This is a genomic window from Mycobacterium sp. UM_WGJ (assembly GCF_000455125.1).
Lineage (GTDB): Bacteria > Actinomycetota > Actinomycetes > Mycobacteriales > Mycobacteriaceae > Mycobacterium.
Genome location: NZ_AUWR01000045.1, coordinates 23,150 through 47,182 on the forward strand (window position 1 = coordinate 23,150; position 24,033 = coordinate 47,182).

At 67.6% G+C, this 24,033-nt stretch carries 24 protein-coding genes; 17 read left to right on the forward strand and 7 right to left on the reverse strand.

Annotation, left to right across the window (positions count from 1 at the left end; all coding sequences use genetic code 11):
- Positions 1-9: 9 nt before the first annotated feature.
- Positions 10-567, reverse strand: a complete 558-nt coding sequence (locus tag N416_RS0114415; RefSeq protein ID WP_024442813.1) for a TetR/AcrR family transcriptional regulator — start codon at positions 565-567, stop codon at positions 10-12.
- Positions 568-718: 151 nt separating this feature from the next.
- Here N416_RS0114415 and N416_RS23295 point away from each other — a divergent pair, with 151 nt between their 5' ends.
- From N416_RS23295 to N416_RS0114440, 5 genes are read left to right on the forward strand one after another with little or no spacing between them, the layout of a single operon-like run.
- Positions 719-955: a hypothetical protein gene (locus N416_RS23295; RefSeq protein WP_155943380.1), complete on the forward strand. Its 237-nt coding sequence runs from the start codon at positions 719-721 to the stop codon at positions 953-955.
- The gene (locus N416_RS0114425) at positions 952-1,377 is read left to right on the forward strand and encodes an MmpS family transport accessory protein (protein WP_024442814.1); all 426 of its coding nucleotides are present in this window, start codon (positions 952-954) and stop codon (positions 1,375-1,377) included. The genes N416_RS23295 and N416_RS0114425 overlap by 4 nt, the downstream gene beginning before the upstream one ends.
- Positions 1,374-4,322, forward strand: coding sequence for an RND family transporter (locus N416_RS0114430; RefSeq protein WP_024442815.1), 2,949 nt, complete (start codon positions 1,374-1,376; stop codon positions 4,320-4,322). The genes N416_RS0114425 and N416_RS0114430 overlap by 4 nt, the downstream gene beginning before the upstream one ends.
- The gene (locus N416_RS0114435; RefSeq protein WP_024442816.1) at positions 4,322-4,654 is read left to right on the forward strand and encodes a DUF732 domain-containing protein; all 333 of its coding nucleotides are present in this window, start codon (positions 4,322-4,324) and stop codon (positions 4,652-4,654) included. Before N416_RS0114430 ends, N416_RS0114435 begins: the two co-directional genes overlap by 1 nt.
- Positions 4,651-5,091: a DUF5078 domain-containing protein gene (locus N416_RS0114440; RefSeq protein ID WP_024442817.1), complete on the forward strand. Its 441-nt coding sequence runs from the start codon at positions 4,651-4,653 to the stop codon at positions 5,089-5,091. Before N416_RS0114435 ends, N416_RS0114440 begins: the two co-directional genes overlap by 4 nt.
- Before the next feature lie 4 nt (positions 5,092-5,095).
- Here the strand turns inward: N416_RS0114440 and N416_RS0114445 are convergent, their stop codons facing one another.
- Together N416_RS0114445 and N416_RS0114450 are read right to left on the reverse strand one after the other, a co-directional pair.
- Complete coding sequence (locus N416_RS0114445; protein WP_024442818.1) at positions 5,096-5,656, reverse strand: TetR/AcrR family transcriptional regulator; 561 nt, start codon at positions 5,654-5,656, stop codon at positions 5,096-5,098.
- A 114-nt stretch (positions 5,657-5,770) separates the two neighbouring features.
- Complete coding sequence (locus tag N416_RS0114450) at positions 5,771-6,244, reverse strand: DUF2834 domain-containing protein (RefSeq protein WP_024442819.1); 474 nt, start codon at positions 6,242-6,244, stop codon at positions 5,771-5,773.
- An 80-nt stretch (positions 6,245-6,324) separates the two neighbouring features.
- Between N416_RS0114450 and N416_RS21705 the strand changes: the two genes are divergently transcribed.
- Together N416_RS21705 and N416_RS0114460 are read left to right on the forward strand one after the other, a co-directional pair.
- Positions 6,325-6,909 carry a TetR/AcrR family transcriptional regulator gene (locus tag N416_RS21705; protein WP_036458103.1) on the forward strand — a complete coding sequence of 195 codons (585 nt, stop codon included), beginning with the start codon at positions 6,325-6,327 and terminating at the stop codon, positions 6,907-6,909.
- Positions 6,910-6,976: 67 nt separating this feature from the next.
- Positions 6,977-8,533, forward strand: coding sequence for an NAD(P)/FAD-dependent oxidoreductase (locus N416_RS0114460; protein WP_024442820.1), 1,557 nt, complete (start codon positions 6,977-6,979; stop codon positions 8,531-8,533).
- Between the two features lie 19 nt (positions 8,534-8,552).
- Here the strand turns inward: N416_RS0114460 and N416_RS0114465 are convergent, their stop codons facing one another.
- Together N416_RS0114465 and N416_RS0114470 are read right to left on the reverse strand one after the other, a co-directional pair.
- Complete coding sequence (locus N416_RS0114465; RefSeq protein ID WP_024442821.1) at positions 8,553-8,891, reverse strand: hypothetical protein; 339 nt, start codon at positions 8,889-8,891, stop codon at positions 8,553-8,555.
- The gene (locus tag N416_RS0114470) at positions 8,888-10,447 is read right to left on the reverse strand and encodes an MBL fold metallo-hydrolase (RefSeq protein ID WP_024442822.1); all 1,560 of its coding nucleotides are present in this window, start codon (positions 10,445-10,447) and stop codon (positions 8,888-8,890) included. The genes N416_RS0114465 and N416_RS0114470 overlap by 4 nt, the downstream gene beginning before the upstream one ends.
- An 83-nt stretch (positions 10,448-10,530) precedes the next feature.
- Here N416_RS0114470 and N416_RS0114475 point away from each other — a divergent pair, with 83 nt between their 5' ends.
- Genes N416_RS0114475 through N416_RS0114490 form a run of 4 tightly spaced genes read left to right on the forward strand, consistent with a single transcriptional unit; the run spans position 10,531 to position 13,731 of the window.
- Positions 10,531-11,319 (forward strand): 1-acyl-sn-glycerol-3-phosphate acyltransferase, encoded by a 789-nt coding sequence (locus N416_RS0114475; RefSeq protein ID WP_024442823.1) that lies wholly within the window; start codon positions 10,531-10,533, stop codon positions 11,317-11,319.
- Between the two features lie 7 nt (positions 11,320-11,326).
- Positions 11,327-12,103, forward strand: coding sequence for a 1-acyl-sn-glycerol-3-phosphate acyltransferase (locus N416_RS0114480; protein WP_024442824.1), 777 nt, complete (start codon positions 11,327-11,329; stop codon positions 12,101-12,103).
- Between the two features lie 3 nt (positions 12,104-12,106).
- Positions 12,107-12,901, forward strand: coding sequence for a 1-acyl-sn-glycerol-3-phosphate acyltransferase (locus N416_RS0114485; protein WP_024442825.1), 795 nt, complete (start codon positions 12,107-12,109; stop codon positions 12,899-12,901).
- A complete protein-coding gene (locus N416_RS0114490; RefSeq protein WP_024442826.1) occupies positions 12,901-13,731 on the forward strand; it encodes a Cof-type HAD-IIB family hydrolase in 831 nt (276 codons plus the stop codon). Before N416_RS0114485 ends, N416_RS0114490 begins: the two co-directional genes overlap by 1 nt.
- A 60-nt stretch (positions 13,732-13,791) precedes the next feature.
- On the opposite strand, the gene N416_RS0114495 is transcribed toward N416_RS0114490, so the two are convergent.
- A complete protein-coding gene (locus N416_RS0114495; protein WP_024442827.1) occupies positions 13,792-15,525 on the reverse strand; it encodes an N-acetylmuramoyl-L-alanine amidase in 1,734 nt (577 codons plus the stop codon).
- 169 nt (positions 15,526-15,694) lie between these two features.
- Positions 15,695-16,573: a hypothetical protein gene (locus N416_RS21710; RefSeq protein WP_036458105.1), complete on the reverse strand. Its 879-nt coding sequence runs from the start codon at positions 16,571-16,573 to the stop codon at positions 15,695-15,697.
- A 277-nt stretch (positions 16,574-16,850) separates the two neighbouring features.
- On the opposite strand from N416_RS21710, the gene glf reads away from it, so the two are divergent.
- The 6 genes from glf to N416_RS21715 all read left to right on the forward strand — a co-directional run.
- Positions 16,851-18,053 (forward strand): UDP-galactopyranose mutase, encoded by a 1,203-nt coding sequence (glf, locus tag N416_RS0114505; RefSeq protein WP_192830996.1) that lies wholly within the window; start codon positions 16,851-16,853, stop codon positions 18,051-18,053.
- Complete coding sequence (locus N416_RS0114510) at positions 18,050-19,945, forward strand: glycosyltransferase (protein WP_036458107.1); 1,896 nt, start codon at positions 18,050-18,052, stop codon at positions 19,943-19,945. Before glf ends, N416_RS0114510 begins: the two co-directional genes overlap by 4 nt.
- Complete coding sequence (locus N416_RS0114515) at positions 19,942-20,514, forward strand: phosphatase PAP2 family protein (protein WP_231384278.1); 573 nt, start codon at positions 19,942-19,944, stop codon at positions 20,512-20,514. Before N416_RS0114510 ends, N416_RS0114515 begins: the two co-directional genes overlap by 4 nt.
- Positions 20,511-21,434, forward strand: coding sequence for a decaprenyl-phosphate phosphoribosyltransferase (locus N416_RS0114520; RefSeq protein ID WP_024442831.1), 924 nt, complete (start codon positions 20,511-20,513; stop codon positions 21,432-21,434). Before N416_RS0114515 ends, N416_RS0114520 begins: the two co-directional genes overlap by 4 nt.
- Positions 21,412-23,436: a flagellar motor control protein ZomB gene (gene zomB, locus N416_RS0114525; protein WP_036458109.1), complete on the forward strand. Its 2,025-nt coding sequence runs from the start codon at positions 21,412-21,414 to the stop codon at positions 23,434-23,436. Before N416_RS0114520 ends, zomB begins: the two co-directional genes overlap by 23 nt.
- 270 nt (positions 23,437-23,706) lie before the next feature.
- The coding region (locus N416_RS21715; RefSeq protein WP_231384279.1) for an alpha/beta hydrolase-fold protein at positions 23,707-24,033 on the forward strand (327 nt) is incomplete at its 3' end.

Consider the following 24,033-nt stretch of genomic DNA (forward strand, 5'->3'; position numbering starts at 1 on the left):
CCGGCCGCATCAGGCGGCGAAGAGCCGCCGCGAGCAGTCCAACAGCATCCGGTGCAGTTCCTCGTTGGGAATATCCGAAACCGCGGGATCGGCTGCTGCGCCGAGAATCCCGGGCACCAGAACAGCGATCGCGATGAGGGTGGCCGGGTCGGGCTGTGGTCCCGCCAGGATGGACTGCAAGCGCCGGGAGGCGTCCCGGAAGTCTCCGATGGCCTCGACGACTCCCACCACGGCGGGATCGGTGTGGACCAGGGCCGTGGTGCGACGGTGCCGCACCGCCAGTTCGATGATGCCGCTGATGGTGGCCTCGCGTTGGACCTCGCGGGAGTCGATTGCCTCGGCGATGGTGACCACCCGGGCGATGTCCTCGAACACCGGACGGAATACCGCGACGACGATGTCGTCTTTGCAGTGGAACTGGTAGTACACCGCCGATTTATTGACGCCCAATCGGTCGGCGATCATCTGCAGCGACGTGCCGCTCACCCCATGCTCGGCGAACAGCCCTTGCGCGGCCTCTAATACGCGCTCCCGCGCGAAACCCCGCGGAGCCGCCGTCTTCGCCACTCCCATGCCTCCCTGCTCTACCGCACCGCTCACGGGCGTGAGCCACGTCGCACAGTTCTACTGACCGATCGCTTGATTATACTTTACTGATCGTATAATTTTGCCTTCCGTCGCGCTTAACCTCAGATCCGGGCCGAAAGGGGCGTCGCTGATGCTGAAACCACACGTGCACAGGCTTTCCCGGCCTGAACCGGCCACGTCCGGCGTTGGCCCGATGTCCCCGGGCATCACCGCGTATGTGGTTGACGCGCCGGAGGTCGTGGCCGGCGACCACCCGTTGTTCGATGCGATCGCCGAACTGGGTGCCACGGCGAATCGGTTCGCGGCCGACACCCACGTCCAGGTGGTGGTCAGCAAGGCCGGCGGCCAGACCGGGTCCATTCGATGAAGGCGCTGCGGCGGGCGTGGATGCCGCTGCTCATCGTGGTGGTGGTGGTGCTCGGGACGCTGACCGTCCTGCGGCTGCGCACCTACTTCGGCGGCGAGAGTTCCAACCTCATCAGCACCAAGGTCGACGACACCAAGCCGTACAACCCGAAGGTCGTCACCTACGAGGTCTTCGGTGAACCCGGCGCGACTGCCGACATCAGATACCTCGACCTCGACAGCAGGCCCCAGCACGTCGACGCCGCCACACTGCCCTGGTCGGTGACCCTGAGCACCACGCTGTCCGCGGTATCGCCGAACCTCTACGCGCAGGGCAAAGGCTCCACCCTGGGTTGCCGCATCAGCATCGACAACGAGCTCAAAGACGAGAGAACCGCCACCGGCGTCAGCGCCCTGACCTTCTGCTTGGTGAAATCTGCATGAGCACTTCTACGGACAACTTCCCGCCCGAGGCGCCCACCGAGACCATCCCCGCGGTTGCCGCTGACTACGCCAAGCCGGGCGTGATCGCGAAATGGATCCGGCGCCTTGCTGTTCCGATCATGCTGGGCTGGATCGGGATCATCGTTCTCGCGAACGTGACCGTCCCCCAGCTGGAGAAGGTCGCCGAAATGGCCGCGGTCCAGATGACCCCGGACGACGCGCCCTCGATGATCGCAGTCAAACGCCAAGGCGAGGTGTTCAAGGAGTTCACCTCCAACAGCTCGGTCATGCTGGTCCTCGAGGGCGACGAGCCGCTGGGTGCCGATGCGCACCATTACTACGACCAGATCATCGCCAAGCTCAAGGCCGACACCACCCATGTCGAGCACATCCAGGATTTCTGGGGTGATCGCCTGACCGCCGCCGGAGCCCAGAGCCCGGACGGCAAGAGCGCGTACGTGCAGATCTATACCGCGGGAAACCAGGGTGAGGCGCTGGCCAACGAATCGGTCAGAGCGGTCAACCAAGCAGTAGACAGTGTCACCGCGCCACCGGGTGTGAAGGCGTATGTGACCGGCGGTGCGGCGCTGGCGGCCGATCAGGACAAGGCCGGCACCCGCAGCATGCACATGATCGAGTCTCTGACGTTCGTCGTCATCATCACCATGATGCTGACGGTCTACCGATCCATCACCACCGTGGCGCTGGCGCTGGCGATGGTGGTGACCGGGCTGGCGTCGGCCCGGGGCATCGTGGCGTTCCTGGGCTATCACGGTCTGATCGGCCTGTCGCCCTTCGCCACCAGTCTGTTGGTGACACTGGCCATCGCGGCAGCCACCGACTACGCGATCTTCCTGATCGGCCGATATCAGGAAGCGCGCAGCGCGGGCGAGGACCGGGAACAGGCGTACTACACCATGTTTCGCAGCACGGCGCATGTGGTGCTCGGCTCGGGCATGACGATTGCGGGCGCCACGTTGTGCCTGCACTTCACCCGGTTGCCCTACTTCCAGTCGTTGGGGATTCCGCTGGGGATCGGCATGACCATCGTCGTCATCACCTCGCTGACGATGGGGTCCGCCGTCATCGCGGTGGCGGGGCGGTTCGGCACGCTGCTGGAACCCAAGCGAGCCAACAGGGGACGCGGCTGGCGCAAAATCGGTGCGGCCGTGAGCCGTTGGCCAGGGCCGATTCTGATCGCCGCGACTGCGGCCGCGCTGGTCGGCATCCTCGCCCTGCCCGGGTACAAGCCCGGCTACAACGACCGCGCCTACATGCCCGCGGATCTACCCGCCAACCAGGGGTTCCTGGCGTCGGACCGGCACTTTCCCTCCGCGCGGATGAACCCCGAGATGCTCATGATCGAAACAGACCACGACATTCGAAACTCCGGGGACTTTCTGGTGATCGAGCGAATCGCCAAGCGGGTCACCGGGGTAGAGGGTGTCTCGCGCGTCATGTCCATAACCCGGCCGCAGGGTATTCCGATGGAACACTCCACCTTCGGCTACATGCTCGGCATGCAGGCCGTCAGCCAGGACATGACCCGCAAGTTCAACGAGGATCGCGCGGCGGACATGCTGGCGCAAGCAGAGGATATGCAGGTCAACATCGACACCATGACGAAGATGATCGAGCTCATGGAGGAGATGAACGCCACCATGGGACGCATGGTCGGCAAGATGCACCTGATGGTCGACGACATCGAAGTACTGCGCGACAAGATCGCCGACTTCGACGACTTCTTCCGGCCGATGCGCAGCTACTTCTATTGGGAACCACACTGTTTCGATATTCCGGTCTGCCACTCGCTGCGGTCGGTCTTCGATGCCATGGATGGTGTCGACACCATGACCGACAACTTCAAGCAGATCGTTCCGGACATGGACGCGATGGCGGCGCAACTGCCGCAGATGCTCACGCTGATGCCGCCGATGATCCAGATGATGACGAACGCCAAGGCGATGATGCAGGCCACCTACGCCACCCAGAGCGGACTGGCCAAGCAGGCGCAGGAAGCCCAAGGGGATCCCGCCGCGATGGGGGAGGCCTTTGACAAGGCCCGCAACGACGACTCGTTCTACCTGCCGCCGGAGATCTTCGACAACGCCGAGTTCCAGCGCGGCATGAAGAGTTTCGTGTCGCCGGACGGGCGTGCCGTGCGGTTCATCGTCAACCACGAGGGCGATCCACTGAGCGCAGACGGCATCAAGCACATCGACGCGATCAAGCTCGCTGCCAAGGAAGCCATCAAGACCACCCCCTGGGAGGGCTCGAAGATCTACGTCGGCGGTACCGCCGCGATGTTCAAAGACATGCAGGAGGGCTCCAATTACGACCTGATGATCGCGGGCGTCGCGGCGTTGTGCCTGATCTTCATCATCATGCTGATCATCACCCGTGCCGTGGTGGCGGCGCTGGTGATCGTGGGCACCGTGGTGGTATCACTCGGCAGCGCCTTCGGACTGTCAGTGCTGCTGTGGCAGAACATCATCGGGCTGCAGGTGCACTGGATGGTGATGGCGATGGCGGTGATCATCCTGTTGGCGGTGGGTGCCGATTACAACCTGTTGCTGGTTTCCCGCTTGCGCGAGGAGATCCACGCCGGTCTGCACACGGGCATGATCCGGGCGATGGGCGGCAGCGGCTCGGTGGTGACCGCCGCGGGACTGGTGTTCGCCTTCACCATGATGACGATGGCGATCAGCGAACTGCGCGTGATCGGTCAGGTGGGCACCACCATCGGCTTGGGGCTGCTGCTCGACACCCTGATCATCCGCTCGTTCATGACGCCGTCGATCGCGACTCTGCTCGGTAAATGGTTCTGGTGGCCGCAGGTGCCGCGACTGCGTCCCAAGCCCGCACCCTGGCCGGCGCCGTTGCAGCGCAACCCTAGCGACGAGCTCGTGGGGTCCGGCGGTGGAGCGCATCGGGGAGGTTGGTGATGAGGCTCGGAGCCGCATGCGCGTTGGCAGGTGCGTCAGCGGCAATCCTGTTCGCGGTGCCCGCGCACGCCGATGTCGACACCGATTTCGCCGGCCGATTGCACGGCTACGGCATCTACGGGGCGCGTGACTACAACGCCTGGATCGGCAAACTCACCTGTAAACGGTTGACCAACGACGTCGACCATGACGCCTTCGAGTCGGCGGCGTTCGTCAGCAAGAACATCAAAGGTGTCGACTCCCAGCAGGCCTGGCAATTCGTGGGTACGGCGCTGAGCACCTACTGCCCCGACAAGCTGATCATTCTGGAACAGGCTGGAGGCATTCGATGAACCGCAGGAGCTGGGCTCTGGCGGTAGGGCTGCTGACCGGAATGGCCGCGGCGGGGACTGCGTCGGCGGATGCCACGGAGAACTTTCCGATTCCCAACCGGATGCTGCACACCACCTGTACCGCCGAACAGATCATGGCGGCCGCCCGCGATGTCGCGCCGGTCTATTACGAGCGCTACATGATCGACTACAACAACAAGTCCCCGCAGGTCCATGAGGCGGTGCAGGACCGGATTCACTGGTTCTACTCCATGGACTACCCGGGCCGTCGCGCCTACTCGGAGAACCTGGCCACCGACATCTACTACGAGAAGCTCGCTTTCGCGTGGCCGAACTGGGCCAAGTTGTTCTTCAACAACCACGGGGTCGCTGCCCGGGCCACCGACGTGTGCGCGCAGTACCCCGCTGCCGACATGGGGGTGTGGAACTGGACCTGACCCGTTAGGTCAGTAACGCCATGATCTGCCGTGCCGTGTCCAGCAGGATCTCGTGCAGCTGTTCGTCGGCGATGTCTGCCAGTTCTGGGTCGGCTGCCGCGGTGAAGGCTCCAGCCATCAGGGTGGTCGTGATCACCCGAGTTCTGGCATCGGGATCCGGGCCCCGAAGGATGGCCGCCGCGGCGTCGCTGACGGCCATGAAGTCGTCGCGGGCCCGCACCGCGTGCTCCATGCCGCGGTCGTAGAACAGGAAGGCGAGCCGCCGGTAGCGGACGGCGAGCTCGACGACGCCACTGACGGTCACGTCGCGCTGGCCCTGCCGGGTCGGCATGGCCTCGGCGATCTTGATGACCCGGACGATGTCGTCGAACATCGGTTCCACCAGCGCGACGACGATGTCATCGCGGGACCGGAACTGGTAGTAGACAGCGGGTTTGCTCACGCCCAGCCGGTCGGCGATCATCTGCATGGATGTGCCACCGATGCTGTGCTCGATGAACAGGTCCAAGGCCGCCTGCAGCACCCGCTCGCGTGCGGAGCCGCGCGCCGCCACCGGCTTGGCCACGACATTCCTCCTCCTCGACGCGGCCCAGCTTAGCGGTGATCGCAACGCCGGCGGAGCCGGTCGCTGCGGGTCAACGTCATCTGGCGCCGCGCGCGAGGTCGGGGTCGCCGGCCGCTACGCCGCAGCCTTGGCATGCCGGTGCTGGCGCTCGATGGTGGCGAAGTAGAAGGCGTAGGCGAACGCGCAGCTGGTGAACAGACTCGACACGAAGTACAGCCACGGGCGCCGCAGCCCACGGCGATAGCCGTCGACGATGGTGAACAGCGGCAGCAGGACGACGTTGATGATCGTGTAGTCCTGGCTGGCCGAGCCGGCAGCCGGGTTGGTGAACATCAGCTGGATGTACTGCGTCCAGCTGCCCGGCCCCCAGATCGGATTGTGGTTGGGGCCCTGCGCATACTCCTGGACGAATCGGATGTTGAAGTACCAGCCCAGCACGATCGAGGCGAGGCCGATCGCGTAGTACACCAGCTCCAGGGGTGAGAGGGCGCCGCCCGCAGCGGGTTTCGCGAAGACCGCGCGGTTGGACGCCACGATCCACCAGATGGTCGCCAGGCCGAGCACTGCATGCACGATGAGCGAGGTCATGCGGCCAGTCTCATCACGCGCTGCAAGTTTTGTCAATAATGACAATTTTGGTGCGCCGGTGCTGGGGTACGTTTACCGGCATGCCCAGAGCGCCCCAGACCGCCCGCAGCGAACGCACCCGCGAGGCGTTGCGCCAGGCCGCACTGGTCCGTTTCCTGGCGCAGGGCGTGGAGGACACCTCCGCCGAGCAGATCGCCGCCGACGCCGGGGTGTCCCTGCGGACCTTCTATCGGCATTTCACCTCCAAGCACGACCTGCTGTTCGCCGATTACGACGCCGGACTGCAGTGGTTCCGCAGCGCACTGGCCGCCCGCCCGCCGGCCGAGCCGATGATCGAGGCGGTCCAGGCGGCGATCTTCGCGTTCCCCTACGACGTCGAGGCGGTGACCCGTATCGCCGCGCTGCGTGCCGAGGAACTCGATCCGGAGCGGATCGTGCGCCATATCCGGCAGGTGGAGACCGATTTCGCGGATGCGGTCGCCGAGCGGCTGCGGGCCACGGGGGCCAAAGCAGCGCCCGATCCCCTGCGCGTGGCCGTAACGTCCCGCTGCATCGCGGCTGCGGTGTTCGCCGCGATGGAGGTCTGGATGCTGGGTGCGGACCGCTCGCTGGCCGAGCTGGCCCGAATGTGCCGGACCGCGCTGGACTCGCTGGCCGATCTCTAGTTCCGTCAATATTGACAAAACTATCCGCGCGTGCCAGCGTTCCCCGAAAGCGGGAAGGGGCCCATGGATGACCGATTACGACGCGATCGTCATTGGCGCCGGACACAACGGCCTGGCCGCGGCGCTCATCCTGCAGCGCGCCGGACTGCGCACGGTGTGCCTGGAGGCCGGGCGCTACGCCGGCGGGATGGCGTCCACGGTCGAGCTGTTCGACGGCTATCGGTTCGAGATCGCCGGCTCGGTGCAGTTCCCGACGTCGGCCGCGGTCAGCGCGGAGCTGGGCCTCGACGGACTGGAGAGCATCGATCTCGAGGTCATGTCGGTGGCGATGCGCGGCGTCGGTGATGACCCGCTGATCCAGTACACCGACCCGATGAAGCTGTTCACCCACCTCAGTGAGGTGCACGGCGCCGAGGCGGTCAACGGCATGGCCGGGCTGCTGGCCTGGAGTCAGGCGCCCACCCGGGCGCTGGGCCGCTTCGAGGCGGGTCGGGCGCCGAAATCGCTCGACGAGATGTATGCCTGCGCCGCAAATGAATTCGAGCGATCAGCTATTGACGACATGCTGTTCGGCTCGGTCACCGAGGTGCTGGATCGTTACCTGCCCGACCGGGAGAAGCACGCGGCGCTGCGCGGCTCCTTCACCGTGTTGGCCGTCAACACGCTCTACCGCGGGCCCGCCACCCCGGGCAGTGCCGCGGCGCTGGCCTTCGGCCTGGGTGTGCCCGACGAGAACACCGTGCTGATGAAAAAGTTGCGCGGCGGAATCGGCGCACTCACCGGGCACCTGTGCGACACCTTCACCGGCCTGGGCGGACAGCTGCGGCTGCGCGCCGCGGTCGCGGAGATCCTGGTCGCCGATGGGGCGGTGGCCGGAGTGCGCACCGAAGCAGGCGACACCGTGCACGCACCGGTGGTGGTGTCGGCGATCGCCCCCGACATCACCGTCACCGCACTGCTCGACGCGGCTTCGGTCCCCGAGGATGTGCGCGCCCGCTACGCCCGCACCGACCATCGCGGCAGCTACCTGCAGATGCATTTCGCGCTGGACGAGGCGCCGGTGTTCACCGCGCCCTACGAGGCGCTCAACAACCCCGCCATGCAGGCTTCGCTGGGAATCTTCTGCACGCCCGAAGAGGTGCAGCAGCAGTGGGAGGAGGCGCGTCGCGGTATCGTCCCGGCCGATCCGACCGTGGTGCTGCAGATCCCGTCGCTGCACGATCCCGAGCTGGCCCCGCCGGGCAAGCACGCCGCGTCGGCGTTCGCGCTGTGGTTCCCCATCGAGGGGGACGGCAACTACGGCGAGATGAAGGTCGAGATGGGGCAGCGGGTGATCGACAAGATCACCAGGCTGGCACCGAATTTCGAGCGCAGCATCACTCGGCACACCACCTTCACCCCGCGGCATATGGGAACCATGTTCGGTGCGCCCGGCGGCGACTATTGCCATGGCTTGCTCAATCCCGACCAGATCGGCCCGAACCGGCCCGGGCCGCGCGGCTTTCTCGGCCAGCCGTTACCGGTGGCCGGACTGTATCTGGGGAGCGCGGGTTGTCATGGCGGGCCGGGGATCACGTTCATCCCGGGCTACAACGCCGCACACCAGGTGTTGGCCGACCGCTGAGCGACACGGCGGGCGGCGATTACCGCTGCGCCGCCAGCAGCTCGTCGAGCAGTGCCCGGAACGTGTCCGGGTCCGCCGGGGTGAATGCCGGCTGCGGCCACGGGTCGCCGTGCAGCTCCAGGGTGATCAGGGCGGACCGCGTCGGGCGCTTGATGTCCAGCGGTAGCCAGCGCCGCAGATCCGAGCTGCCCCAGATCCGGAACCGGTGGGTCAGCATGCCCAACGGCTCTGCGCGGTAACCGCGGATCGCCGACAGCGGGATCACCTTCGCGGTACCGGAAGGAAAGTGATAGCGGCGCAACGTGATCGCCCGGCGATCCAGGACGACCAATCCGTCGTCGTAGGAGCCGCCGGTCACAGCTTCTCGCAACGCAATTCGTGGCCCTTGGCAGTCAGGCAGCGTCCGGACTTGAGATCCCATTCCCAGCCGTGCTGATTACAGGTCAGAATGTCGCCCTCGACCACTCCGAACTTCGACAGGTCGGCCTTCATGTGCGGGCAGCGACGCTGAACCTGCCAGTCGCCCAGGGTGATGGTCGCCGAGTCGTCGTGGCTCTCCCCGAACCAGCCTTCGGCGTAAACGATCCGGTCCTCGGTGAGGCACTTGAAGAAGGTGTACAGGTATTCGTTGTAACCGCCGACCCGCCACGCCCTGAACCGGGTGGACAAGAAGATGGTGTTGACCCAGTCCGGTTCGCCGTCGCGCAGCACGGTTCGCACCAGCTCGGGTGGAATACCGAAGCCGTAACGGAACTTCTCGCCGGGAATCGGCTCGCGCACCATCCGTTTGGGGAAGTCCAGCACCACCGTCTCGGTGTGGCCCTCCCCGTCCAGCACCAGCTCCACCGGGTAGCCGATACCGTCGCAGATCTCGTTGCTGCGGGCCATGATCGGCTCGAACAGGGCGCGCAGCGGCTCGATCATCGCCGGACCGGCCGCCGGCGCCCAGGACGCCTTCTCGGCAGCCAGCACGGGTGCCATCCGCTCGGCGTAGGCGGCGATGTAGTCCGCCTTGCCGGTGGTGAAGATGGCCTCGACGTCGGCGTCGGGGAGCGGGTGGGTCAGCGAATCCAGTTGCGCCCCGGTGAAACTCGCGGTGCTCCCGGGAATCATCAACAGCCCGCCGTCGTGGCCGTTGCAGCGCAGCTGGTCGAGGAACACCATCTCGTCGGGGAAGATATTGGCCGGATCGCCGTGGTCGTCGTTGAGGTAACGCAGCTCGGAATCCAAAAAACACGGCGGACCCGCCGACGGCACCACCCAGGTCGCCCCGACGTGGGCGACGTACTGGCGGGCGCGGTCCATCTGCCGCTGGCGCTTCTGGGTGCCGAACGCCTCCTTGGCCCGGGCCGGCATGTCATAGACCATCGGGTACCAGATCGCCCCGGAGTACTGCAGCAGGTGCACGTCGATCGCGCCGAAAGCCTGCAGCACGTCGAGGTCGATCGGACGGGAGTCGTTCATATTGAAAAGCGTGGTCACGCCGTCGGAGACCACCAGCCCGGAGTCGCCGATCGGGCCGTCGGCCGGGGCGCGCAGCGCGATGATCATCACGTCCAGCTCGCCCTTGGGGCCCGACACGGTGTGTCGCTGCGAGTCGGCGGTCTCGAAGAACCGGTGAAAGCCCAGCTCTTCCAGCTCGCGACGCAGATCCGGCACGGGGTAATCGGGCAGCAGTACCATCGCGTCCTTGTTGACGTGCGCCGCCAGGTGCCGCGGGTCGAAGTGATCGTGGTGCAGGTGCGAGATGTAGAGGTAGTCGCAGTCGCCGAGAGCGTCCCAGTCCAGCGCCGAGTTGTCCGGAAACGGGAACCACGAGCCGAAGTAGGCCGGATTCACCCACGGGTCGCACAGGATGCTGCCTGCGGCGGTCTCGATCCGGAAGCCGGCGTGCCCGACGCTGGTGACCTGCACGTGTACCTTCTCCCGACGCTGAAAGAGCTCCCTGAGGAGTTTACCGGCGGCGTGGCCCGTCCCATCGCCTAGGCTTGGGCGCTGTGGAGCCTTGGTACGGGACTGTCGCTGTAGCTGCACACACGCTGTGGCGTTATGAGGGCTTGAAGATCACCGTCACCGGCCGGGAGCACCTGCCCGCCACCGGCGGCGCGGTGGTCGCGATCAACCACACCGGCTACCTCGATTTCCTGTTTGCCGGCGTGGCCTCCTATGACGGCAAGCCGCGGCGTCGGGTGCGCTTCATGGCCAAGAAGGAGACGTTCGACAACCGCTACAGCGGGCCCATCATGCGCGGCTGCCGGCACATCGCGGTGGATCGCAGCCAGGGGGCGGAGTCCTACGCCACCGCCGTCTCCTGCCTCAAGGCCGGTGAGCTGGTCGGGGTGTACCCGGAGGCCACCATCAGTCGCAGTTTCGAGCTCAAGGAGTTCAAGAGCGGCGCCGCCCGGATGGCGATCGAGGCGCAGGTGCCGATCATCCCGCACATCGTGTGGGGCGCCCAGCGGATCTGGACCAAGGACCACCCGAAGAAACTGGGCCGCAGCAAGATACCGGTCTCGGTGAACATCGGCGAGCCGATACCGCCGACATTGCCGGTCGAAGAGCTCCGCGCGCTGCTGCAGACCCGGATGCAGCACCTGCTGGAGCAGACGCAGGACGCCTACCCCGAACATCCCGCCGGTGCGTTCTGGGTTCCCCGGCGCCTGGGCGGCAGCGCCCCCACCCCCGCCGAGGCGCTCCAGCTCGACGCCGCCGAAGCGGCGCGCAAGGCCGAGGAGCGGGCCGCCCGCCAGAAGCAGCCGCCGAGCCCGACGGGCACAGCGGAGTAGAGCTGGCATGCAGCCGGTATTTCGGGCCTTGGAGCTCACGGCGCTGAGCGCGGCGAAGATCGCCGGCGCAGCGATCGACTACCTCGGCCTGGAACACATCCCGGCTGAGGGCGGCGCGGTGATCGCGATCAACCACACCGGTTACGTGGACTTCCTGCCGGCCGGACTGGCGGCATACCGCCGCGGACGCCGGATGCGGTTCATGATCAAGGCCGAAATGCAGCAGGTGCGGGTGGTCAACTATCTGATCCGCCACACCGGCACCATTCCGGTCGACCGCGCGGCCGGAGCCGACGCCTACCGGCACGCGGTGACCGCGTTGCGCTCCGGCGAGGTGGTGGGTGTCTACCCCGAAGCCACCATCAGCCGCAGCTTCGAGCTCAAGGAATTCAAATCCGGTGCGGCCCGCATGGCGCTGGAGGCGCAGGTTCCGATCGTCCCGCTGATCGTCTGGGGTGCCCACCGGCTGTGGACCAAGGACCACCCGAGGGCGCGGTTGGTGCGCAGCAACATCCCGATCACCGTCCTGGCGGGGGAACCGCTGGCCCCGTCCGGTGACGCCGCCGCGCTCAGCGCCCGATTGCGCGAGCGAATGGCGCCGCTGCTGGCTCAGGTGCAGCAGGAATATCCGCACCCCGCAGGCGAGTTCTGGGTGCCCCGGCGACTCGGCGGCGGCGCGCCCACTCCCGACGAGGCTAGGGTTGCCGAAGAGCAGGAGCTGGCGGAACGGATGCGCAAGCGCGCAGGCGACCGGCGAACCGACCCATCTGGCACGGAGCAGTAGATCATGGCAGAACCCGTCTTCCGGGCGCTGGAGATTGTGGTCCCGCGGCTGGCGAACGCCAACGGGCCGCATGTGACCATCGAGGGCTTGGAGCACATTCCCGAGCGCGGCGGGGCGGTGCTCGCCGTCAACCACACCAGCTACCTGGACTGGTTTCCGGCCTCGATCGCGGCCTTGCGGCGACGCCGCCGGCTGCGCTTCATGATCAAGGCCGAGATGACCGAGGTCCCGGTGGTCAACTTCGTGATCAAGCACCTCAAGCTGATTCCGGTCGACCGCTCCGCCGGGGCCGGCGCCTACGACGAAGCGGTGGCGCGGTTGCGGCAAGGCGAGCTGGTCGGTCTGAATCCAGAGGCCACCATCAGCCGTAGCTTCGAATTGCGGGAGTTCAAGACGGGGGCTGCCCGGATGGCCCATAGCGCGGGCGTTCCGCTGATCCCCGTCATCGTCTGGGGAATCCACCGGGTCTGGACAAAGGACCACCCGAAGCTTCTGTGGCGCAACCATATTCCAGTGCTGGCGAAGATCGGCGAGCCGATGGCTGCCACCGCGGATGCTGCGGCGACCACCGCTGAGCTGAGGAACACGATGGCGGCGATGCTCGAAGAGGCGCAACTGGAGTATCCGCATCCGGCGGGGGCGCACTGGGTGCCGCGCCGGCTGGGCGGCAGCGCGCCCACCCTGGCCGAAGCGTTGGAGATGCGGGCAGCCGAGTTGGCCGAGCGTGATCGCAAACGGGCCGAGCAGGCCCACCGCGGACCGCGGCGCTGGACACCGGCCGGGCGGAGTTCGCGCTGATGCAGCTCCACGGCGGACCGCCCGCACTGATCGCCAGCGACGTTGACGGCACCCTGCTCGACGACACCGAGAACATCACCGCGCGTACGCGTGATGCGGTGCACGCAGCGGTGGACTCCGGCGCCCGCTTCGTACTGGCGACCGGACGCCCGCCGAGGTGGATCGCGCCGGTGGTCGACGCGCTCGGGTTCGCCCCGATGGCGGTGTGCGCCAACGGGGCGGTGCTCTACGACCCTGCCACCGACCGGGTGGTCTCGGCTCGCACGCTCTCGGCCGACAGTCTGGTCAAGCTGGCCGAGGTCGTCGGCCGCGCCCTCCCGGGGGCGGGTCTGGCCGTGGAGCGGATCGGCGAGAGCGCACACGACGCGGCGACCCCGCAGTTCGTCAGCTCGCCGGGTTACGAACACGCCTGGCTCAACCCGGACAACACCGAGGTGTCGTTGGATGACCTGTTGTCGCAGCCGGCGATCAAACTGCTGATTCGCAAGGCGGGGATGTCCAGCGCCGCCATGGCCGAGCAGCTGCAGGCGCATGTCGGAACGGCCGCCGAACTCACCTACTCCACCAATCACGGGCTGATCGAGGTGGTGCCGGCGGGCATCACCAAGGCCAGCGGTATCGAGGAGCTGATCGCGCCGCTGGGGATCGGGATCGAGCAGGTGGTGGCGTTCGGGGACATGCCCAACGACTTGCCGATGTTGGTGCGTGCGGGGCACGGCGTGGCGATGGGCAACGCCCATCCCGACGTGCTGGCGGCGGCCGCCGAGATCACCGCGCCCAACACCGATGACGGCCTGGCGCGGGTCCTGGAGCGGATCTACCTGCGTTGACGCTGCGCCGGTGGCGCAGTCCTCTCGCACCTTCCCGCCCGCGCCGCATCACGACGCCGGTTAGCTGACTCCGAACGGGTCGATCACCCGGGAGAAGCGCTCGAGCTGCACCGGCGGACCCTCCGGGGGCGGCGGGGGCAGCTCCTCGGCGTTGCCGTCGACGACCCTGATGACCGTCGCACTGGCCCGGTTGTAGTTCAGGGTGCCGTGCTGGAAGTTCTGCCCCACCCATTCCGGTTCGGCGAGCTCGGCGCTGGTCGGCAACCCGAGCACGCCACGCTCGTAACCCAGCGAAGCCCAGGCGTCGTAGATGGCCCCGGTGATCGGCTGCGCGCCGGTCTCCGGCGACCAGTACACCGCGCCGTGCTCGAAGGTGGCGTACTTGGTGGAACCCTCGCCGATCGCCTCCGGCGACGTCGGGGCGCCGAGGATGCCCTCGGCACCGCCCAGTTCCATCCAGCGGGTGTGGATGGCGCCGCCCTCCATCACCCGGGCGAGATCTTCCGGCCCGGGCGGTTCGTTGAACCGGGAGGCGATCTCCCGGATCTCGTTGAGTGCGGCGTAGCCCTGCTCACCGGGGCACTCGGTCGCATCCAGGTCGCGGTGGCCGATGATCGAGGGCAGTGTCAGCGACGAACCGCGCGGAAAATGGGTGAACGAGCCGCCGGCGGAGACCAGCTGCGTGATACCGCGCGGATCGGTGCGGTCCAGACCCAGCCGCCAGCCCAACAACCGGCCGACTGTCTCGAGTTGGATCTGCGGGGGAGGCGCGTCGTCGAAGGTGCCGATCATGGACACCCCCCAGGTGTTGTTGTTGAACCCGCCCGCGTGGCTGCCCATGATGCCCCGGGTCAGGCCGCCGGCCCGGCCCTCGAAAACCTGGCCGTACTTGTCCACCAGCGCGTTGTAGCCGATGTCGCACCAGCCCAGGGTGCGGGTGTGATAGGCGTAGATCGCCCGGATGATCTCCGCGGAGTCTTCGGGGGAGTAGTCGTTGGAGCCTGCGGTGTGGTGCACCACGGCCGCGTGCACCGGGCCGCTCTCCACGGGCTTGCCGCACCGGCCGTAGGCGCCCACGCCCCAGTGGCTGCGCGGAATGATGTTGGGGGGCTGGCCTGGCCCCAGCACCGCCTTGGGCGGCTGCCACTGTGCGTCGGCCGGGGCTTTGGGCGGCGTGATCAGCACCGCGGAGACGTTCTGGGCGAAGGGTTGTGCGGCGGTGGCCGGTACATAACCGAGATCGCCCGGGGTGGACTTCTTGGGGGCCGGCCCGGACTTGGCGGGGTCCTTCGTCGTGGCCGGCCTGTTGGCCCCGGCCGTGGGTCGAGCCGGATCGCCGGGGGTGTTCGGTGCGGATCGGGTCACCGCGATCTGTACTGCCGTGGTCCGGCCGACGAATACCGGCTCGGTCCCGTCTGGTCCGGGAGCGGGCGCATCGGCCGGCCGTGGACCCGGTGTCTCCTGCTTGGTCTCGTGCGCGGTCGCATACCAGGGCCCCCAGGTCCCGTCGGCGCGCTTGGCGCGAATCCGTGCCGAGGTGCCGCTCAGGTCGGCGCCGGTGAGCGCGACCATGGTGAACGGTTCGTCCTGGGTGATCTCGCGGACGGTGACGCCCGGCTCCAGATTTGGCAGCGGTTGCTGGTTCAGCTTGGTCGCGGCGGCGCTGGGGGGCCGCTTGGCGGCGTCGACCGGCTTGAAGTCCGACCCGGAATTCAGTGCCCACGGCAGGATCAGCACGGTCGCGAGAGACGCGGTCAGCTTGATCGTCGGCGCGGGACGACGACGGGTTGGCACGTGCTGATGTTACGTATGTGTCTTGTGTTGTTGGTGATGCGACACGCGTCCACCGACAACGGCCGGCTCCTGGGCAATTGTTAACGGCACCGCAGAGTCTTCCGGTGCCCGCCGGGTGCGGGCTGACTCTGCGGTGCCGTTGGGCGGAACAGCTCCGCTGTGTGTCTGGTTACGGCAGCGGCGGGGCCGGGGCGGCGACTGCCGGTCCGGCGCCCTGTGCGGCCTGTGCGATGGACGGGATCACCACACCCTTGAGCAGGTCGATGGCCTGTCCGGCGCCCAACTGGTTGGCAGCGCTCATCAGGTCGCTGACCAGACCACCGCTACCGCTGCTGGTCTCCGGCATACCCAGGGACGGATCACCGAGGATCGGGTAGGTGCCGTCGAGGCCGGGGTCCAGGCCCACCGGCGACGTCAGCGGCAGACCGTCGGACCCGAGCAGGCCGGTGTCCGGGCTGGTCAGGCCGGGGCTGGTCAATCCCGGGCTGGTCAGCGGGCTGGTCAGGCCGGGGCTGGTCAACGGGCTGGTCAGGCCGGGGCTGGTCAATCCCGGGCTGGTCAAGCCGGAATCGGTCAGCGGCGGCGTGGTCAGGCCGGGCGTGGTCAGGCCGGATGTGGTGGACACGCCCGGCGTGCCCAGCGGCGGCGTCGACAGCGACGGCGTGGTCAGCGACGGGTCGGTGAGACCCGGTGTGCCCAGCCCGGGCGAGGTGAGGCCCGGCGCGCCCAGGGACGGGTCGGTGAGGCCCGGTGTGCCCAGACCCGGCGAGGTCAGGCCGGGGTACATCCCGGTCGAGGCGGTTCCGTTGGTGAAACCGGGCACCGGCGGGAGGTTCACCCCGAACTGGGACAGGCCCTGGGTGAGGGCGGTGATCAGCTCACCGGGCAGGTCGGCCACGGACGACGCCGCGACGAAGTCATGGTGCTGGGGCGCGCTGTTGCGGGCGGCCAGCTCGGATACTGCGACAACTGCGAACGGACTCGCGACCGCCAGGGCGGCGACTGCGCTCATGGTTGTCGAGAGCCTGCGTCGACGTCGGTTCGGCACGGAAGTCTCCTCAATATGTTTTGCCGTCGGGGCCGCACTTGCGCGGGGCCGTCGTGGCGCTCACTGCACTTGCATCTGTCCTACGTGACCGACGGTACGCGTGTGACTCGTGTGAAAAGAGTGACGAGATCGAATCGTGAGGAAACCGCTACCAACCCTTCCTCGGCGCTCCGGGGTCCCCGGATCGCCGAGCGGCCGGGAATCGGCGGGCGATAGTCAAGGTGCAAGCGGGGGCGGCGGGGCGCCGACGAGGCGGGCGGGCGCTGGTCGGCTACCCTTGGCGCCGATGACCGCTCGTTTTGACCTCTTTGTCGTGGGTTCCGGATTCTTCGGCCTGACCATCGCCGAGCGCGCAGCCACGCAGCTCGGCAAGCGCGTTCTCGTCGTCGAGAAGCGCCCGCACATCGGCGGCAACGCCTACTCCGAAGCGGAACCGCAGACCGGTATCGAGGTCCACAAGTACGGCGCCCACCTGTTCCATACCTCTAACAAGAGGGTCTGGGACTACGTGCGGCAGTTCACCGAGTTCACCGGCTACCAACACCGGGTGTTCGCCATGCACCACGGTCAGGCCTACCAGTTCCCGATGGGGCTGGGCCTGGTGTCGCAGTTCTTCGGCCGCTATTTCTCCCCCGACGAGGCCCGCGCTCTGATCGCCGAGCAGGCCTCGGAAATATCGGGGATCGACGCCGCCAATTTCGAGGAGAAGGCGATCAGCCTGATCGGCCGCCCGCTGTATGAGGCATTCGTCAAGGACTACACCGCCAAGCAGTGGCAGACCGATCCCAAGGAACTCCCGGCGGCCAACATCACCCGGCTGCCGGTGCGCTACACGTTCGACAACCGCTACTTCAACGACACCTACGAGGGGCTGCCGGTCGACGGCTACACCGCGTGGCTGGAGAACATGGCGGCCGACGAGCGCATCGAGGTGCGCCTGGACACCGACTGGTTCGACGTCCGCGACGAACTCCGGGCAGCCAGCCCCGCCGCCCCGGTCGTCTACACCGGCCCGCTGGACCGCTACTTCGACTACGCCGAAGGCAAGCTCGGCTGGCGGACCCTGGACTTCGAGCTCGAAGTGCTCGACACCGGCGATTTCCAGGGCACGCCGGTGATGAACTACAACGACGGCGACGTGCCGTTCACCCGTATCCACGAGTTCCGGCACTTCCACCCCGAGCGCGACTACCCGACCGACAAGACCGTGATCATGCGGGAGTACTCGCGGTTCGCCGACGACGCCGACGAGCCCTACTACCCGATCAACACCGAGGCCGACCGCGCGGTGCTGACGGCCTACCGGGCACGCGCCAAGGCCGAACTGGACACCGCGAAGGTGCTCTTCGGCGGGCGGCTGGGCACCTACCAATATCTGGACATGCACATGGCCATCGCCAGTGCGCTGAACATGTACGACAACGTCCTGGCGCCGCACCTGTCCGACGGGGTGCCGCTGGGGGAGGGCAGTAAGGCATGACCGACAGTTCGCGCGCGGTGAGCCGGCTTTCGCGGATCATCCTGCCTCGCCAGGGCGAGCCGCTGGATGTGCGCAAGCTCTACATCGAGGAATCCGAGACCAACAGCCGGCGGGCCCACCCGCTCACCCGCACCAGCCTGGAGATCGGCGAGGAGTCCGAAGTCTCGTTCGCCACCTACTTCAACGCCTTCCCGGCGTCCTACTGGCGTCGCTGGTCGATCGTCGAATCGGTGGTGCTGCAGCTGGAGCTGACCGGGGCGGGGCGCGTCGACGTCTACCGCTCGAAAGCGACCGGTGCGCGTATCGCGGTGGACGGCAAGCCTTTCGGGTCGGTCGAGAACAGCGACACCCCGACGGTGGTGGAATTCGAGATCGGCCTGCAGCCGTTCGAGGACGGCGGCTGGATCTGGTTCGACATCACCACCGACACCGCGGTCACGCTGGACCGCGGCGGCTGGTACGCCCCGATCGAGGCGCCCAGCCGGGCCGACATCGCCGTGGGCATCCCGACCTTCAACCGGCCCGACGACTGCGTCAACGCGCTGCTCGCGCTGACCTCCGACCCGGATGTCGACGAGGTGATCAGCGCGGTCATCGTGCCCGACCAGGGCACCCGCAAGGTTCGCGACCACCCGGGCTTCGCCGCGGCCGCCGCCGGCCTGGGAGACCGGCTGTCGATGCACGACCAGCCCAACCTCGGCGGGTCCGGGGGCTACAGCCGGGTCATGTACGAGGCGCTGAAGAACACCGGCTGCGAACAGATCCTGTTCATGGACGACGACATCCGCATCGAGCCGGACTCGATCCTGCGGGCACTGGCGCTGAACCGGTTCGCCAAGACGCCCACCCTCATCGGTGGACACATGCTCAACCTGCAGGAGCCCTCGCACCTGCACATCATGGGTGAGGTCGTCGACTCGGGCGTTTTCATGTGGACCAACGCCCCGCACACCGAATACGACCACAACTTCGCCACCGACCCGCTGGCCGAGTCCCCGGACCTGCACCGGCGCATCGACGTCGACTTCAACGGCTGGTGGATGTGCATGATCCCGCGCGCCGTTGCCGAGGAGATCGGCCAGCCGATCCCGTCCTTCATCAAGTGGGACGACGCCGAATACGGGATCCGGGCCGGCGAGCACGGCTACCCGACCGTCACCCTGCCGGGTGCGGCCATCTGGCATATGGCCTGGAGTGATAAAGACGACGCGATCGACTGGCAGGCGTATTTCCACCTGCGCAACCGGCTGATGGTGGCGGCCCTGCACTGGGACGGCAACATCTCCGGGCTGATCCGCAGCCACCTCAAGGCCACCCTGAAACACCTTGCCTGCCTGGAGTATTCGACAGTCGCCGTGCAGAACAAGGCGCTGGACGACTTCATGGCCGGCCCCGAGCACATCTTCTCGATCCTGGAGTCGGCGCTGCCGGACATCCACGCGCTGCGCAAGACCTATCCCGATGCGGTGGTGCTGCCGGCGGCCAGTGAGCTGCCTGCCCCCTCGCAGCGCCGCAAGCCGATGCGGCCCCCCGTGCAGCCGCTGACCATCGGCTACCGGCTGGCCCGTGGCATCCTGCACAACCTCAAGGCCACCGAGCCCGAGCATCATCGGCGCCCGCAGCTCAACGTGCCCACCCAGGACGCCCGCTGGTTCCTGCTGTGCACCCAGGACGGCGTCACTGTCACCACCGCCGACGGCCGCGGCGTGGTCTACCGGCAACGCGACCGGGAGAAGATGTTCTCGCTGCTGCGCGAATCATTGCGCCGCCAATACGAATTGGCACGGCGGTTCGACGCGTTGCGCCGGACCTACCGCCGGGCGCTGCCCACACTGGCGAGCAAACAGCAGTGGGAGACGGTGCTCCTTCCCGATGGCGCCACGACGTCATGACCGAACTCGGCAGCGCCCCCGACCGCATGGACCTGGATGATTCGGTACCCCCGCACGGCGAGGACGCCGTGCTGGTGGCGGTGCAGTCGGCACTGACCGGTCGCCCCGGTGTGCTGCCGGCGGCCCGGACGATGTCGCACTTCGGCGAGCACAGCCTGGGCTGGCTGGCGGTAGCGGGGCTCGGCGCCCTGCTCCAGCCGCAGCGCCGCCGCAGCTGGCTACTGGCCGGCGCCGGGACATTCGCCGCGCACGCCGCCGCGGTCGTCATCAAGCGCATCGTGCGCCGCGAGCGGCCCCATCACCCGGCGATCGCGGTCAACGTCGCCACGCCCAGCCGGTTGAGCTTCCCCTCGGCGCACGCCACCTCCACCGCAGCGGCGGCCATCCTGCTGGGCCGCGCGGCCGGTCTGCGGCGCGGGGTCCTGCCCGCGGTGTTGGTGCCACCGATGGCGCTATCGCGCATGGTGCTCGGGGTGCACTACCCCAGCGATGTTGCCGCCGGCGCGCTGATCGGTGCCGCCGTCGCCGCAGCCGCGATCCGCCTGGACAACTCGGGAGACTCGGCATGAGCGCAGAAACGCAAGATCGCACGTCGGAGCTCGGACCGCCGGCCAACCTGCTCTCCGGGGTGATCAAGGCCATGCGGCCCCGCCAATGGGTGAAGAACGTCCTGGTGGTCGCGGCCCCACTGGCGGCGCTCGGCGGCGGCATCCACTATGACTACGCCGATCTGGCACGCAAGTCGCTGATCGCGTTCGTCGCGTTCAGCCTGGCGGCCTCGGCGATCTACCTGGTCAACGATGCCCGTGATGTGGAAGCCGACCGGGCGCATCCCACCAAGCGGTTCCGGCCGATCGCGGCCGGTGTGCTGCCGGTCGGGCTGGCCTACGCCTTGGCGGTGCTGCTGGGCAGCGGCTCGCTGGGCATCTCCTGGTGGCTGACGCCGAATCTGGCGCTGGTGATGGCCATCTATCTGACCATGCAGCTGGCGTACTGCTTCGGGCTCAAACACCAAGCGGTGCTGGACATCTGCATCGTGTCGTCGGCGTACTTGCTGCGGGCTATCGCCGGTGGCGTCGCCGCAAGCATCCCGCTGTCACAGTGGTTCCTATTGGTCATGGCGTTCGGGTCACTGTTCATGGTGGCCGGCAAGCGCTACGCCGAGAAGCAGTTGGCCGAACAGACCGGGGCCAAGATCCGCAAGTCGCTGGAGAACTACACCGGCACCTACCTGCGTTTCGTCTGGACGGCGTCGGCCACCGCGATGCTGGTCTGCTACAGCCTGTACGCCTTCGAGCGCGACAGCGGTTCCGGCTCGTGGTTCGCGGTGTCGATCATTCCGATCGTCATCGGGGTGCTGCGCTACGCCGTCGATGTCGACGGTGGCATGGCCGGCGAAGCCGAGGACATCCTGCGACGTGATCGGGTGCTGCAGCTGGCGGCGCTGGCCTGGATCGGAACCATCGGTGCTGCCGTCGCCTTCGGCTAGTTCGTCCCGGGGGGCCACGAGCCGCAGAGCGCCGGACCCCCGGGTCCGGCCGCTGGGCTGGCCCGCGGTCTCCTACAGCCCCTCGGTGCGGCTGAGCTCATGGGCCGGGGTGGCGCTGGTAGTGCTGATGTTCGGCATCGGGGCGTGGCGGCGGCGCTGGATCTCCGACGACGGCCTGATCGTGCTGCGCACCGTGCGCAATCTGCTGGCCGACAACGGCCCGGTGTTCAACGTCGGGGAGCGCGTCGAGGCCAACACCTCGACGGCCTGGACCTATTTGATGTATTTCGGCAGCTGGCTTGGTGGGCCGGTGCGCATGGAGTACGTGGCGCTGGTCTTCGCGCTGGCGGCGAGCCTGGCCGGGGTGGCGATGCTGATGCTGGGCACCGCCCGGCTCTACGCGCCTGGGCTGCAGGGCCGCCGCGCGCTGCTGTTGCCCGCCGGGGCGCTGGTCTACATCGCACTGCCGCCGGCGCGAGACTTCGCCACCTCCGGCCTGGAGGCCGGTCTGGTGCTGGCCTACCTGGGCCTGCTGTGGTGGATGCTGGTCTGTTGGTCGCAGGCGCTGCGGATGCCCCGATCCCGCGCTCGCGGAACGCTTTTCACCGCATGCCTGGCTTTCGTGGCCGGCTGCAGTGTGCTGGTTCGCCCCGAGCTGGCGCTAATCGGCGGCGGTGCGCTTGTCATGCTGTTGATCACGGCGGCCGAGTGGCGGCCGCGCGCGCTGATCCTGGTGGCCGGTGGCGCGCTGCCGGTGGCGTATCAGATCTTCCGGATGGGCTACTACGGCCTGCTGGTGCCGGGGACCGCGCTGGCCAAAGACGCTGCCGGCGACAAGTGGTCGCAGGGCATGATCTACCTGGCCAACTTCAACGCGCCCTACGCGCTGTGGGTGCCCGCGGTGCTGCTGGTGGCGCTGGGCGCGGCGCTGTGGGTGGGCGCCGCCGTGCGCTACCGGCCGCGCCGGCCGGTGCCGCCCGGCGTCGGCCCGTGGGCCCGACTGGTGCAGAGCCCGGGTGCGGTGGTGTGTTTCTTCGTGTTCAGCGGACTGCTGCAGGCGGCCTACTGGGTGCGCCAGGGCGGCGACTTCATGCACGGGCGGGTGCTGCTGGCCCCGCTGTTCTGCATGCTGGCCCCGGTGGCGGTCATTCCGTTGCTGCTGCCCGACGGCGCGCGGTATCGCCGCGAAGCAAGCCTGCCGCTCAGCGGTGCCGTAGGCCTGCTGTGGCTGGCGGTGGCCGGCTGGGCGCTGTGGGCAGCCAACTCGCCGGGGATGGGTGATGACGCGACCCGTGTCACCTACTCCGGGATCGTCGACGAGCGCCGGTTCTACTCCCAGGCCACCGGCAACGCCCACCCGCTGACCGCCGCGGACTACCTCGGCTACCCGCGGATGCGTGCGGTGTTGACCACCATCGCCGCCACGCCCGACGGGGCGTTGCTGTTGCCGTCGGGCAACTACGACCAGTGGGACGTGGTGCCGGTCATCCTGCCGGTACCCCCGGGCATCGGCGTTCCGGCCGATCCCGATCCGGGCGGAACCGGGCCGCACACCGTCTTCTTCACCAACATGGGCATGCTGGGCATGAACACCGGCCTTAACGTGCGGGTGCTGGACCAGATCGGGCTGATCAATCCGATCGCGGCGCACACCGAGCGGCTGGAGCACGGCCGGATCGGCCACGACAAGGACCTGTTCCGGGACTGGGTGGTGGCCGACGGCCCGTGGGTCAAGTGGTACCCGCTGATCCCGGGCTACCTGGACCAGGACTGGATCGCCCAGGCGGAGGCGGCCCTGCGTTGCCCCGACACCGCGGCGGTGCTGGGCTCGGTGCGTGCGCCGATGGGCCCGCGCCGCTTCCTGTCCAACGTGCTGCACTCGCCGAGCTTCACCCGCTACCGGATCGAGCGGGTCCCGCGCGACGAACTGATCCGCTGCGGACTGGCCGTGCCCGAACCGACCCGAGCGACCTATACCGGGATGCCGCCGGAGCTCCCCTGAGTGCGGATCCCGCCAAAATGTGACGGACGTCATTGCTGCTTGAGCGTGTTCATCCGCGGAGCCGGTTCCCACCGGCTCGAATGCCCCTGATCGAGATCGAGCGCGACCGTCACAGAATCAGGCATTTGGCGAGTAGGCGAATCCAATGGGTGAACCCCGAGTCTTGGATTTCCGACATTTTGTGGTTGACTACACCGGCACTGTCGCGTTGGTACGCACAGATCGGGTCCGAGTCGGGCCACGCTATGAGCAAAGTACGGCAACGAATGAATGAGGATGCCAAGGATGAAGTTGCTTGACAGGTTGATGGTCGTCGCCGGTGGCGCGGCCCTGTTGGCGGGACTGGTCGGTGCCGTCGGCGGTACCCCCGAAGCGAGCGCGTTCTCCCGGCCCGGTTTGCCGGTCGAGTACCTGCAGGTGCCTTCGGCGAGTATGGGCCGCGACATCAAGGTCCAGTTCCAGAGCGGGGGCTCGGACTCCCCGGGCCTGTACCTGCTGGACGGCATGCGGGCCCAGGACGACTTCAACGGCTGGGACATCAACACCCCGGCGTTCGAGTGGTACCTGAACTCGGGCATTTCGGTGATCATGCCGGTC